The sequence below is a fragment of the Klebsiella sp. CN_Kp066 genome, assembly GCF_040065135.1.
Classification (GTDB): domain Bacteria; phylum Pseudomonadota; class Gammaproteobacteria; order Enterobacterales; family Enterobacteriaceae; genus Klebsiella; species Klebsiella oxytoca.
The window spans coordinates 66,324-78,800 of the sequence record NZ_JBEAIU010000054.1 but is presented as its reverse complement, the minus strand read 5'-3'; the positions used below and the strand labels follow the sequence as shown (position 1 = coordinate 78,800).

Annotated in this window: 12 protein-coding genes; 6 read left to right on the top strand and 6 right to left on the bottom strand. The window is 55.9% G+C overall.

The genetic code is table 11. The features are described from left to right. Positions 1–7 precede the first annotated feature (7 nt). From ABLV75_RS21880 to ABLV75_RS21870, 3 genes are all read right to left on the bottom strand, one after another. The gene (locus ABLV75_RS21880; RefSeq protein WP_004105302.1) at positions 8–910 is read right to left on the bottom strand and encodes a carbohydrate ABC transporter permease; all 903 of its coding nucleotides are present in this window, start codon (positions 908–910) and stop codon (positions 8–10) included. After that, a complete protein-coding gene (locus ABLV75_RS21875) occupies positions 903–1,793 on the bottom strand; it encodes a sugar ABC transporter permease (protein ID WP_004105287.1) in 891 nt (296 codons plus the stop codon). Before ABLV75_RS21875 ends, ABLV75_RS21880 begins: the two co-directional genes overlap by 8 nt. Before the next feature lie 493 nt (positions 1,794–2,286). Then, a complete protein-coding gene (locus tag ABLV75_RS21870) occupies positions 2,287–2,613 on the bottom strand; it encodes a cupin domain-containing protein (RefSeq protein WP_004105284.1) in 327 nt (108 codons plus the stop codon). Positions 2,614–2,749: 136 nt separating this feature from the next. On the opposite strand from ABLV75_RS21870, the gene ABLV75_RS21865 reads away from it, so the two are divergent. Further along, positions 2,750–3,442 (top strand): aspartate/glutamate racemase, encoded by a 693-nt coding sequence (locus tag ABLV75_RS21865; RefSeq protein ID WP_004105281.1) that lies wholly within the window; start codon positions 2,750–2,752, stop codon positions 3,440–3,442. On the opposite strand, the gene ABLV75_RS21860 is transcribed toward ABLV75_RS21865, so the two are convergent. Next, the gene (locus ABLV75_RS21860) at positions 3,429–4,355 is read right to left on the bottom strand and encodes a LysR family transcriptional regulator (protein WP_004105279.1); all 927 of its coding nucleotides are present in this window, start codon (positions 4,353–4,355) and stop codon (positions 3,429–3,431) included. The two genes, ABLV75_RS21865 and ABLV75_RS21860, sit on opposite strands and share 14 nt — an antisense overlap. Positions 4,356–4,489: 134 nt before the next feature. Here ABLV75_RS21860 and lysA point away from each other — a divergent pair, with 134 nt between their 5' ends. After that, on the top strand, positions 4,490–5,752 hold the full coding sequence (lysA, locus tag ABLV75_RS21855) for a diaminopimelate decarboxylase (RefSeq protein WP_023321566.1): 1,263 nt from the start codon (positions 4,490–4,492) through the stop codon (positions 5,750–5,752). 39 nt (positions 5,753–5,791) lie between these two features. Here lysA and ABLV75_RS21850 read toward each other — a convergent pair whose 3' ends face one another. Beyond that, positions 5,792–6,793, bottom strand: a complete 1,002-nt coding sequence (locus tag ABLV75_RS21850) for a LacI family DNA-binding transcriptional regulator (protein WP_162098332.1) — start codon at positions 6,791–6,793, stop codon at positions 5,792–5,794. Positions 6,794–7,096: 303 nt separating this feature from the next. Between ABLV75_RS21850 and ABLV75_RS21845 the strand changes: the two genes are divergently transcribed. The 4 genes from ABLV75_RS21845 to ABLV75_RS21830 all read left to right on the top strand — a co-directional run bounded on the left by ABLV75_RS21845 (position 7,097) and on the right by ABLV75_RS21830 (position 11,187). After that, positions 7,097–8,434 carry a PTS transporter subunit EIIC gene (locus ABLV75_RS21845; RefSeq protein ID WP_004105273.1) on the top strand — a complete coding sequence of 446 codons (1,338 nt, stop codon included), beginning with the start codon at positions 7,097–7,099 and terminating at the stop codon, positions 8,432–8,434. A gap of 7 nt (positions 8,435–8,441) precedes the next feature. Continuing rightward, positions 8,442–9,869, top strand: a complete 1,428-nt coding sequence (locus ABLV75_RS21840; RefSeq protein WP_004105271.1) for a glycoside hydrolase family 1 protein — start codon at positions 8,442–8,444, stop codon at positions 9,867–9,869. A 68-nt stretch (positions 9,870–9,937) separates the two neighbouring features. Beyond that, positions 9,938–10,711 carry a GntR family transcriptional regulator gene (locus ABLV75_RS21835; RefSeq protein ID WP_004105268.1) on the top strand — a complete coding sequence of 258 codons (774 nt, stop codon included), beginning with the start codon at positions 9,938–9,940 and terminating at the stop codon, positions 10,709–10,711. Next, the gene (locus ABLV75_RS21830; protein ID WP_016809909.1) at positions 10,708–11,187 is read left to right on the top strand and encodes a GNAT family N-acetyltransferase; all 480 of its coding nucleotides are present in this window, start codon (positions 10,708–10,710) and stop codon (positions 11,185–11,187) included. The genes ABLV75_RS21835 and ABLV75_RS21830 overlap by 4 nt, the downstream gene beginning before the upstream one ends. Here the strand turns inward: ABLV75_RS21830 and galR are convergent. Next, positions 11,148–12,164, bottom strand: coding sequence for an HTH-type transcriptional regulator GalR (gene galR, locus ABLV75_RS21825; RefSeq protein WP_004105264.1), 1,017 nt, complete (start codon positions 12,162–12,164; stop codon positions 11,148–11,150). The two genes, ABLV75_RS21830 and galR, sit on opposite strands and share 40 nt — an antisense overlap. Positions 12,165–12,477 lie beyond the last annotated feature (313 nt).

The following is a 12,477-nucleotide window of genomic DNA, read 5'->3' as shown; positions in this document are numbered from 1 at the left end:
TTCCCTCTTAACCTTTAATTCCGCTGCTGGTAACGCCCTGTACGAAGTAGCGTTGTGCCAGGAAGAACACGATGATGGACGGCAGAATGGAGATACTCGCCATTGCCAGAATTTCGTTCCACGGAGCGCCTTCCGTGACGTCGATGGACATTTTCAGCGCCAGCGCGATGGGGTATTTATCCACGCTGTAGACGTAAATCAGCGGACCGATAAAGTCGTTCATGGACCACATGAACTGGAACAGCGCCACCGAGATAATCGCCGGTTTCAGAATTGGCACCACCACGTACCACAGCACCTGAATGGAGTTGCAGCCGTCAATCTGCGCCGCTTCTTCCATGTCGCGCGGAACGCCGCGCAGGAACTGAATCAGCATGAAGACGAAGAATCCCTGAGTAGCGAAGGCCAGCGGCAGATACAGCGGCAGATAGCTGTTCAGCATGCCCATTTCGCGGAACATCAGATACTGCGGGATCAGCAGTACGGTGCTCGGCAGGAGCATGGTGGTGATCAGCGTAGCGAACCAGAATTTCTTCCACGGGATTTCGAAGCGGGCAAAGCCGTAGGCCACGATGGTGGAGGAGATAATGGTCAGCAGCACTTTCGGGATCACATACTTAAAGGTGTTCAGCATGTAGTGGCCGAAGTTGTACTCGGTGCCGGTTTTCCAGCCGTTGATAAAGCCATCCCAGGTCGCGTGGGCAGGCCACAGGCTCAGGGTGGTGAAGATCTCGTGGTTCGGTTTGAACGACGCCGAGAACATCCATACCAGCGGGTAGAGCATCAGCAGGCCGACGAACAGCAGGATCACATAGCGAATCGAGCGGCTTATTTTTTCACGGCGCAGCGTCCGCGCGACTTCACGTTCAGCGACGTCCCTTGCTTCAGTGATTTGTTGGATATCAGCCATTTTTGCCTCCCTTATCGGCGGAGTAGAACACCCAATATTTCGAAGACTTAAACGCAATGGCGGCAAACACCGCGACCACCAGGAACAGCACCCATGCCAGCGCCGCACCGTAGCCCATATCGAAGTACTTAAAGGCGGTGTCGTAGATATAGAGCGAGAACAGATAGGTGGAGTAGGTTGGGCCGCCGCCGGTGATGACGTACGGGCCGGTAAACTCCTGGAACGCCTGGGTAGTCTGCATGATGAAGTTGAAGAAAATCACCGGTGTGATTAGCGGCACCGTGACCTTCATAAACATCTGCCATTTTGAAGCGCCATCGATCATCGCCGCTTCATATTGTGATTGTGGAACGTTCTGCAGCGCCGCAAGGAAGATGACCATCGCTGAGCCAAACTGCCAGACGCGCAGCAGGGTAACGGACATCAGGGCCAGCGAAGGCTCGCCGAGCCAGTTGACCGGGTCGAAGCCGAGCACGCCGATAAAGCTGTTCAGCAGGCCGTCGATAGCAAACAGCGCGCGCCACAATACGGCAATCGCCACCGAGCTACCGAGTATCGACGGGATGTAGTAGGCGGTACGGAAAAAACCGATGCCGCGCAGCTTAAAGTTGAGGACAAACGCGATCCCCAGAGCGAAAGCCAGTTTTAACGGGATGGTTAAAAAGACATACGCGAACGTCACGCCCATGGATTTCCAGAAGAGGCCATCTTCGGTCAGCATGTAGCGATAGTTTTCGATGCCGTTAAACACCGGTGGACTCATCAAATCGTACTCAGTGAAACTGAGGAAGAAAGATGAAATAAAGGGAAAGGCGGTAAAGACTATCAACCCTATGATGTAGGGCGATATCCATGCCAATCCCAGCATTTTGTTTTCATTCATACATACCTACCTGGCTTACGAGTTTGTAATACGGATTCGGGGTTACTGCCTTTCCCGCGGCCCGTGCCGCCGGAAAGTTAATGCGTTCCTGGTATGTCAGCGGTAAATCCTTCCCTGGCGATGGTTGATTGGTTAAAACTTTTCTTTCTTCTTATCCCTGAAGAACATGTGTTTTTTGATTTTGTCTTACCCGGCGTCCTGATTTTGTAAAACGCCGTTTTAATTTTATTTTATTGCTATTTATTACGGAGTCATTCGGTTGATCGCGGAAATGTGATCAAAGTCGAAACGATGTTTCAAAAAGGTGCTGGAGCGCGCATTTTGCAGAGATGAGAGGTCAGAGATACGGATGAGAGTCAGACGGAGAGAGGCTGGTCAGGCGATATTGCTTGCGCTGCTAATCATTGCGGTGCGACATACTTTATGACAATTATTTGTAGCGGAAAAGTTCAGAAAATGGTGGGCATGCGCGGCATGCCCTGGAGATGAAGGGCTACTTTTGCAGAAAATCCTGACGCACAGGGGTGAAGGTATCCAGCAGCGTTCCCGCCTTGAGGCAAACGCAGCCGTGCATAATTTCCGGTTTCTTGTAGAGCGTATCGCCGGCGCTGACCACGTGCTTTTCATCACCGATGGTGAACTCGAACTCGCCTGAGAGCACGTAGGTAAGCTGTTCATGGGGGTGGTTATGCATCGGCCCAATGGCGCCTTGTTCGAAGTTCACTTCAACCGCCATCATTTTGCCATCGTGCGCAAGAATGCGGCGCGTGACGCCATTACCCAGATCTTCAAGGGTGGTCTCTTTATGAAAAATAAACATCCGATGGTCCTGTGATTAAATGAAACAATGTTTCATTTAATCTATCCCATAATCCTGAAAAAGGAAACGACCGTCGGGAGAAGTGGAAAGTCGATCACAACTTTGTTCTACTGAAAAACTCACACAAGGAGGGATGATGAAAACGATTGGTCTGTTAGGCGGTATGAGCTGGGAATCAACGATTCCTTACTACCGGTTGATAAATGAAGGTATTAAAGCACGCCTCGGCGGTCTGCACTCCGCCAGCCTGCTGTTGCACAGCGTCGATTTCCACGAAATTGAAGCCTGTCAGTCAAACGGCGACTGGGAACGCGCGGGCGAGATCCTCGCGCAGGCGGCCTTCGGCCTGCAGCAGGCGGGCGCCGAAGGGATCGTCCTGTGTACCAACACCATGCATAAAGTCGCGCAGGCGATAGAAACGCGCTGCGACGTGCCGTTTTTGCATATTGCCGACGCTACCGGACGAGCGATTATCGCAAAGGGCCAGCGCCGCGTTGCGCTATTAGGCACGCGCTATACCATGGAACAGGATTTTTATCGCGGCCGCCTGCAGCAGCAGTTTGCTATTGATACGCTGATTCCGGAAGCTGAAGATCGCACGCGGATTAACCAGATCATTTTTGATGAACTGTGCCTCGGCGTCTTTAACGCGCATTCACGCGACTACTATCTGCAGGTCATTGACGCTCTGGCGGAGCAGGGGGCGGAAGGGGTCATTTTTGGCTGCACCGAAATCGGCCTGCTGGTACCGGAAGAGAGCAGTCCGCTGCCGGTGTTTGATACCACAGCGATTCATGCGGCGGACGCGGTTGAGTTTATGCTTTCGTAAGTACCGCTTCGAGCGGGGTCAGGATGCGAGACATGCTGTTTTGCAAATGCAGTGCAAACGCATCGACCAGCGCGGATCCCGGGCGGTGGAGCGGGCGAACCAGGCTTACGGTAAAAGGCACTTCAACGCTAAAGCGTCGGACCACCACGCCGTTCCCGGCATAATCGAGCGCGGTGAGCGGGTTAACCACTGAAATGCCGACTCCGGCGCGCACCATAGCGCAAATGGAGGCGGCGCTGTGCGTTTCCACCACCATCCGCCGTTTCACCTGATGTTCATGAAACCGCGCATCGAGCAGCTGACGGTAGCTGTCGGTGCGCGACAGGCTAATATAGTTTTCACCATTAAAGTCTGCAGGCGTTAATGCTTGCTTAGCGGCAAGCGGATGGCCCTGCGGCAATACGCACACTTCATTCAGGGTCAACAGGGGCGTACGCTCGGTTCCGGCGGGAGTATGCAGGGTCTCCGTCAATCCCAGATCGTGGCGCTGGGCGGAAAGCCACTCCTCCAGCAGCGGCGACTCCTGCGGGACGATTTGCAGGCTGACCTCCGGGTAGCGCGTCAAAAAAGGCTCCAGCAGTAGCGGCAGGAATGATTGGGAAAATACCGGCAGACAGGCGACCGACAGTTCGCCCTGGCGGAACTCGCGCAGGCTTTCCGCAGCGCTGACGATTCTGTCCAGGCCGTACCAGGAGCGCTGCACCTCTTCAAACAGGCGTAAACCCTGAACCGTTGGCTGCAGACGGCCGCGGGCGCGGGCGAACAGCGTTAATCCCAGCACCTTTTCAAAACGCGCCAGCTCGCGGCTGACGGTCGGCTGCGAGGTATGCAGCATTCTTGCGGCCTCGGTCAGATTGCCGGTGGTCATGACGGCATGGAAGATTTCAATATGACGCAGATTAACGGCGGGCATGAGTGTTCCTTAAGTAACGCAAGCCATATCATTTTTGCATAGACTGGCAATAAAACGATATTTTTTATTCCCCACGCGCTGTGGCGTAATCGTAAAAAAACAGAGATAACGCACACACAGCACCGGAGTTCTTTATGCCACACTCGCTTTACGCCACCAATACCGACCTGAACGCAGACAATCTGCTGCGTTTGCCCGCCGAGTTCGGCTGCCCGGTTTGGGTCTACGACGCGCAAATTATCCGCCGCCAGATTGCTCAGTTGAGCAAGTTCGACGTAGTGCGTTTTGCGCAGAAGGCCTGCTCGAATATCCACATCCTTCGCCTGATGCGCGAGCAGGGCGTGAAGGTGGATTCGGTGTCGTTGGGCGAGATCGAGCGCGCGCTGGCTGCCGGATACGATCCGCATCAGCATCCGGAAGATATCGTCTTTACCGCTGATCTGATCGACGATGCAACCCTGGCGCGGGTGAAAGAACTGCAGATCCCGGTCAACGCCGGCTCAATTGATATGCTGAGCCAGCTGGGCGAAGTTTCACCGGGCCATCGCGTCTGGTTGCGGGTTAACCCGGGGTTCGGTCACGGTCATAGCCAAAAAACCAATACCGGCGGCGAAAACAGCAAGCACGGCATCTGGCACAGTCATTTAACGGCGGCGCTGGAAGTGATGCGTCGTTATCAGCTACAGCTGGTGGGAATTCATATGCATATCGGCTCCGGCGTAGACTACGGCCACCTGGAGCAGGTCTGCGGCGCGATGGTGCGTCAGGTTGTCGAATTCGGTCAGGATCTGCAGGCGATCTCCGCCGGCGGCGGGCTGTCGATCCCTTACCGCGAAGGCGAAGAGGCGATCGATACCGATCACTATTTCGGCCTGTGGAACGCGGCGCGTGAACAGGTCGCTAAACACCTGGGCCATCCGGTCGCGCTTGAGATCGAACCGGGTCGCTTCCTGGTGGCGGAATCCGGCGTGCTGGTTTCTCAGGTTCGCAGCGTAAAAGAGATGGGCAGCCGCCACTTCGTGCTGATTGACGCCGGTTTTAATGATTTGATGCGTCCGGCGATGTACGGCAGCTATCACCATATTACCGCTCTGGCCGCGGACGGCCGCGATCTGAGCGCCGCAGCGGAGATAGAAACCGTGGTGGCCGGGCCGCTGTGCGAATCGGGCGATGTCTTTACCCAGCAGGAGGGAGGGAAAGTGGAAACCCGCCTGCTGCCTGCGGTGGTGCCGGGCGATTATCTGGTGCTGCACGATACCGGCGCTTACGGCGCGTCGATGTCCTCAAACTACAATAGTCGTCCGCTACTGCCGGAAGTGCTGTTCGACAACGGTAAAGCGCGGCTGATCCGCCGCCGTCAGACTATCGAAGAGCTGCTGGCGCTCGAGCAGCTGTAAGGCGCTGCCCGATGGCGCTTTGCTTATCGGGCCCGCTAATTATGCGTAATACGGCCCGGTGGTGACCGACTCGCGCAGCACCAGTTTGCCGGTAAACGGCGGTATGGTTTCGATCGGCTGACCGTTAGCCAGCTTGATCGCCTGATCGATAGCGGTGGTGATCATGTTATCGATCGGCAGATAGACCGTCGATAGCCCCGGTTCCAGCCATTTAGCGCTCGGCGCGTCATCAAAGCCAAACAGCGAAATATCCTGCGGGATCCGCAGCCCTGCCTGGTGCAGCGCCTTCGAAGCGCCTAGCGCCATATCATCGTTACAGGAAAACAGCGCGCTAAACGGCGTTTTCTCTTCCAGCAGCTCGCAGCAGAGTTCATAGCCGCGGCTCATGGTGGAGTCGCCGTATTTCACTTTCGCCGGATCCCACTTAATGCCGTGCTTTTTCAGCGCGTTACGATAGCCTTCCAGGCGAGCTTTACCCGTCGGCGTGTGCATCGGCACGGTAATACAGGCGATATCGCGATGGCCCTGGGTTATCAGATATTCCACCGCCTGAAACGCTGCATCCTGCTGTTCGAAAAACACGCAGCGCTCTCTCGCCTGGCTTACATCACGGTTAATCACCACCAGCGGCATGTCGATGGATTCAATCAGCGACATGATTTTCTTTTCGCTCATATGGCGGGTGTAAAGCACGATAGCATCGCACTGGCGGTCGGCCAGCATCTGCACCGCCTCTTCTTCACGTTCCGGCGCATCGTGGCCGTCGGTAACGATCAGCTGTTTACCCCAGGCTTCCGTCTGGCGGGAAGCCTGCTGCAGCAGGCGGCCAAAATAGAAGCCGTCAAAGGTAGAAACCACCAGTCCGATACTGTTGCTGGTGCGGTTCGCCAGCGAGCGGGCGAGAAAATTAGGCCGATAGCCCAGCTCTTCCATCGCCTTAAAAACCTGTTGGCGGGTGCTCTCTTTCACCTGACCCGTGCCGTTCAACACGCGGGAAACCGTCGCTTTAGAGACGCCTGCGCGAATTGAGACATCCAGCATTGTAGCCATTCATCCGATTCCTGATATCACGTGGTAACCCGCAGTTTATCACAGACATTCAGGGGGATATGGCTTGATGGCGGCGCAAAAAACTATCGCGATCACGCTTTTACAGGAATTGATCGCGCGGAAAATAAAACTGTAAATGCGGTATGCCAATTTCCGCCTTTCTGGAATACCAATAAACGAGTTGGGAGCTTAATCACAGAACTTATTCTCACCAGTGGCTATTTTTTGGTATGCCAATAGGTGTTTGGCTGTACACCTGGTGCGCTAAAAGCCCTTAAAACTGAGGTATCCTCTATGGCATTGCAGGACAAATTGATCGACTCACTGGGGAGTTTCGCCACGAAATTCAACAGCTACCGCTACATCATGGCGATAAAATCCGCCTTTATTACCCTGATGCCGGTGATCATCGTTGGCGCCTTTTCGGTGCTGATCTCCAATATGGTGCTGGATCCAAAAAACGGCCTCGCCAGCTTTCAGGCGCTCTCGTTTCTGGCGGCGCTCAAACCTATTACCAGCGCGATCAACTACGCCACCCTTAACTTTCTCAATATTGGCGCGGTGTTCCTTATTGGCATTGAGCTGGGGCGGATTAACGGCATTAAGAGCCTGTTCCCCGGACTGCTGGCGGTGATCTGCTTTATCTGCGTCACGCCGACCACCGTCGAGATGATGGTCGACGGGCAAATGCATGAAGTGAAGGATGTCCTGCTGCGCCAGTTCTCCGATACCCGCAGCCTGTTCCTTGGCATGTTTATCGCTATTATGTCGGTGGAGATCTACTGCTGGCTGGAGGGCCGTAAGGGGCTGAAGATTAAGATGCCGGATACCGTGCCGCCCAACGTATCGGCATCATTTTCCGCGCTGATCCCGGCCATTATCACCACCACGGTGATTGCCACCTTTGGCTTTATTTTTCATCAGGCGACCGGCATGTATCTGTATGACGCGGTCTATCAGGTGGTGCAGCAGCCGCTGGAGCGGGTGGTGCAAAGCCTGCCGGGGATCCTGCTGCTGATGTTTGTCGCGCAGCTGTTCTGGGTTATCGGCATTCACGGTAATCAGATGATCAAACCGATCCGCGAACCGCTGCTGCTGGGAGCCATTACCGTCAATATGAGCGCCTTTGAGCAGGGCAAAGAAGTGCCGAATATCATCACCATGCCGTTCTGGGATGTCTATATGAGCATTGGCGGATCGGGACTGACGATTGGTCTGCTGATTGCGGTGATGATTGCCACTAAACGCAAAGAGATGAAAGAGATCGCCAAGCTATCGATTGGACCGGGCCTGTTCAATATCAACGAACCGGTCATTTTCGGGATGCCGATCATGCTCAATCCGATCCTCGCGATCCCCTTTATTATTACGCCGCTGGTGACCGGCAGCATCGGCTACTTCGCGACTGCCGCCGGTTTTGCCGGTAAAGCGGTGGTGATGGTGCCCTGGACCACGCCGCCGCTGATCAACGCCTGGCTGTCAACGGCGGGCTCGATGGGCGCGGTGGTGACGCAGCTTATCTGCATCCTGACCGCGGTGCTTATCTACCTGCCGTTTGTCAAAATTGCTTCCCGTCGCGCGGAAAACGCCCAGCGTCAGGCGGACAACGCGCAAGCCAGCGAAAATGCATGAGGACACCATGACGACAGTAAAGATGGCCATTCCCCGCGACTTTATCCTCGGCGCCGCCGCTTCGGCGTGGCAAACCGAGGGCTGGAGCGGCAAGCAAGAGGGTCAGGATTCCTGGCCCGATCTCTGGTACAAGAACGACCGTCACGTCTGGCATAACGGCTACGGTCCGGCTGTGGCGACGGATTTTATCAACCGCTTCCGCGAAGATGTGCAGTTGATGAAGCTGGCCGGGCTCACCCACTACCGTACGTCGATAAACTGGTCGCGCTTTCTCACCGATTATGAAAACGTCACGGTCGATGAAGCCTATGCGACGTACTACGACCAGTTGTTCGATGAACTGCTGGCCAACGGCATCGAGCCGATGATCTGCCTTGAGCACTATGAACTCCCCGGCTATCTGCTGGAGCAGTACGGCGGTTGGGCGTCAAAAAAGGTGGTTGCGCTGTTTGTGCAGTATGCAGAGAAAGTTTTCGCCCGCTATCACCGCAAGGTTACGCGCTGGTTTACTTTCAATGAGCCGATCGTCGTGCAGACCCGCGTTTACCTGGACGCGCTGCGCTGGCCCTACGAGCAGAATACCGGCACCTGGATGCAGTGGAACCACCACAAGGTGCTGGCGACGGCAAAAGTGGTCCAGCTGTTCCGCGAGAAAGGCTATCGCGGCACGGTAGGTTGCATTCTTAACCCGGAGGTAACGTACCCGCGCTCAACAGCGCCGCATGACGTGCGCGCCGCCGAGCGCTACGATCTGTTCTATAACCGGATTTTTCTCGACCCGCTGGTCCACGGCGAATACCCGCCCGAGCTGCTGGCCCTGCTCGAACAGCACGAGGTTGCATGGGATTATCGAGCGGAAGAGCTGGCGATTATCCGCGAAAACACCGTCGATGAGCTGGGGATTAACCTTTACTATCCGCATCGCGTTAAAGCGCCATCGCGCGCCTGGCACCCGCAGACGCCGTTCCATCCGGCTTACTACTATGAGCCCTTTGAACTACCGGGACGGCGGATGAATCACTCCCGCGGCTGGGAAATTTATCCGCAAATCATTTTTGATATGGCGATGCGGATCAAACGGGACTATCGCAATATTCCATGGTTCGTGGCGGAAAGCGGCATGGGTGTGGAAAACGAAGGGCAGTTTCGCAATAGCGAAGGCACTATCGCCGACGACTACCGGATCCGTTTTATCAGCGAGCATCTTTGGCAGACGCTGCGCGCGCGGGAAGCGGGAGCCAACTGCCAGGGTTACATGCTATGGGCATTTACCGATAACGTTTCGCCAATGAACGCCTTTAAAAACCGCTACGGGCTGATTGAAATCGATCTGCAAAATAATCGTGCCCGGCGGCCCAAGGCTTCCGCCAGCTGGTTCCGTAAGCTTGGCGAGAGTCGCGAATTGACGCTGGATATTGATGATGAGTGGCGCTAGCCGGGCTGAAATTTTGCTAAGATAGCGGCCGATATTGACTCGCAGGCTCATAACGCACAGGTGATATTGTGGAGAAGGCTATCATTCCGCCGGAAAAGAAACCCTACCAGGAAATAGGTGATGATTTACGCGCACAGATTGCGCAGGGGCGCTATCCTATCGGGTCGCGCCTGCCGCCGGAACGCAATATCGCCGAGACCTACGGCGTGAGCCGTACCATCGTCCGTGAAGCGCTGTTGATGCTGGAGCTGCAGGGGACGGTTGATATCCGCCAGGGCTCAGGGGTGTATGTGATGCGCATCCCGCACGAGGACGATAGTGAGGAAGAACAGATGCTGAGCAGCGACGTCGGGCCCTTCGAAATCCTGCAGGCCCGCCAGCTGCTGGAGAGCAACATCGCCGCCTTTGCCGCCAAAATGGCCACCCGCGCCGATATCGATAACCTGAAGCGCATTATCGAGCAGGAGCAGCGGGCCATTGCCGCTAACGATACCAGCCAGGACAACGCCCGGCTGTTTCACCTGGTGCTGGCCGGCGCGACGCAAAATCAGATGCTGCTGGCGACGGTCGAGCGCATCTGGCTGCAGATGGACAGCAGCCCGCTGTGGCAGCAGTTCAACGTGCATATTGCCAGCCGGGCGTATCGCCTGAAGTGGCTCGGCGATCGGCAAACGCTTCTCGCCGCCCTGCGTCGTCGCGATGTGATGGGGGCCTGGCAGGCTATGTGGCAGCATCTCGAAAACGTTAAAAACAGTCTGCTGGAGCTGTCCGATGAAGACGCGCCGGACTTTGATGGCTACCTCTTTGAATCGGTGCCTATTTTTCAGGGGAAGCTGGTGTGATGATCCAACCCCTCTACGCCGCGCCGCAGCACGCTTCACGCGTGACGGAATGGCTATGGCGGGCTTTTGGCGGTGAAACGCTGCCGCAGGCGTTCTTCGCCAGTATTGTCGGGCATAGCCAGACGCCAGGGGCGCTGCCGATGACCTTTATTGCCGCTGAGGGGGAGACGCTGTTAGGCACCGTCGGCCTGTGGCGCTGCGATTTAATCAGCCGTCAGGACCTTTATCCATGGATGGCGGCGCTCTACGTGGCTCCTGAAGCGCGCGGGCAGGGGCTGGCCGGGAAACTACAGCAGCACGTTATCGACTATGCCCGAAAGCAGGGCTATGGCGAGCTGTTTCTCTACTCCGCCTGCCGCGATTTTTATGAACGTTTCGGCTGGCAGTACATCGGCGAAGGCCTGGATTATCCGGCCGCCGCCGTCAGTTTATACCGCTACGATTTGTCGCTATCGAGAGGCGCAATCACCGAGTGACGGCGGACCAGCGTAGGGCTGAAAAGATGCGTTATCTCCGGCGGAGGCCGATGTTCCGCCAGCGCTAATGCCAGCTCAGCGGCCTGAGTCGCCATGGTGATAATCGGATAGCGCACGGTAGTCAGCCGCGGCCGCACGTAGCGTGAAATCAGCACGTCATCAAAACCAATCAGCGAAATCTCGCGCGGCACATCAATCCCGTTATCGTTCAGGACGCCCATCGCGCCGGCGGCCATTGAGTCGTTATAGCAGGCGACGGCGGTAAAATTTCTGCCGCGGCCCAGCAGCTCGGTCATAGCCAGTTCGCCGCCGCTCTCATCGGGTTCGGCAAAGGTCACCAGCCGATCGTTGCACGGCAGGTTGCTCTCTTTTAACGCCGAATAGTAGCCCTGCAGCCGATCTTCGGCATCGGAAATGGCGTGGTTTGAGCAGAGATAGCCGATACGGGTGTGCCCCTGCTGAATCAGGTGGCGGGTAGCGAGCCACGCGCCGTAGCGGTCATCCAGCGCCACGCAGCGCTGCTCGAAGCCGGGCAGAATGCGGTTAATCAGCACCATGCCGGGGATTTGCTTCATCAGCGAGGCCAGCTCGTCGTCGGGGATAATTTTGGCATGAACCACCAGCGCAGCGCAGCGGTGGCGGATCAGCTGTTCAATCGCCTGACGCTCTTTGTGAAGGCTGTGATAGCCGTTGCCGATCAGCAAAAAATTGCCGGTATTGTAGGCAACCTGCTCGACGGCTTTGACCATCGCGCCGAAGAAGGGGTCGGAGACATCACCCACCACCAGGCCGACGGTTTCCGTTGACTGCTGCGCCAGCGCGCGGGCGTTGGCGTTGGGGTGATAATTTAGCGTTTCCATCGCCGCGCCTACTGACTGGCGCGAGGCTTCACTGGCTTTCGGTGAATTGTTAATCACGCGGGAGACGGTAGCGACAGAAACGCCTGCGAGTCGGGCTACATCCTTAATGGTCGCCATACCAGACCTTTTTTAGGGTAAGCGTTTACATACCGGTTATGGTACGGGAAAGCGCGGCAGATTCAAGGCCTGGTCGTTTCAGGTTAATGCAATTGTGACGCAGAGTAGCGTTGCCGGTGAAATAGTTACCCACAGGGGAACGGAGAATGATACCGGGAAACGATAATTCACACCTTTGCTTACACTTTGCGATTAGCTGTTGCGAATGTTCGCTGGTTAACCCATTCAGTGCATTGATACTCTGGCTATCCCAGAGGTATTGATAGGTGGAGTCGACTTCAGGTTGACCACTCTAATTACACCAGCCTGCGCA

Bases quoted from the DNA above. Each gene is read 5' to 3' on its own strand.
- ABLV75_RS21880 (WP_004105302.1), bottom strand. From the start codon at position 910: ATGGCTGATATCCAACAAATCACTGAAGCAAGGGACGTCGCTGAACGT.
- ABLV75_RS21875 (WP_004105287.1), bottom strand. From the start codon at position 1,793: ATGAATGAAAACAAAATGCTGGGATTGGCATGGATATCGCCCTACATC.
- ABLV75_RS21870 (WP_004105284.1), bottom strand. From the start codon at position 2,613: ATGTTTATTTTTCATAAAGAGACCACCCTTGAAGATCTGGGTAATGGC.
- ABLV75_RS21865 (WP_004105281.1), top strand. From the start codon at position 2,750: ATGAAAACGATTGGTCTGTTAGGCGGTATGAGCTGGGAATCAACGATT.
- ABLV75_RS21860 (WP_004105279.1), bottom strand. From the start codon at position 4,355: ATGCCCGCCGTTAATCTGCGTCATATTGAAATCTTCCATGCCGTCATG.
- lysA (WP_023321566.1), top strand. From the start codon at position 4,490: ATGCCACACTCGCTTTACGCCACCAATACCGACCTGAACGCAGACAAT.
- ABLV75_RS21850 (WP_162098332.1), bottom strand. From the start codon at position 6,793: ATGCTGGATGTCTCAATTCGCGCAGGCGTCTCTAAAGCGACGGTTTCC.
- ABLV75_RS21845 (WP_004105273.1), top strand. From the start codon at position 7,097: ATGGCATTGCAGGACAAATTGATCGACTCACTGGGGAGTTTCGCCACG.
- ABLV75_RS21840 (WP_004105271.1), top strand. From the start codon at position 8,442: ATGACGACAGTAAAGATGGCCATTCCCCGCGACTTTATCCTCGGCGCC.
- galR (WP_004105264.1), bottom strand. From the start codon at position 12,164: ATGGCGACCATTAAGGATGTAGCCCGACTCGCAGGCGTTTCTGTCGCT.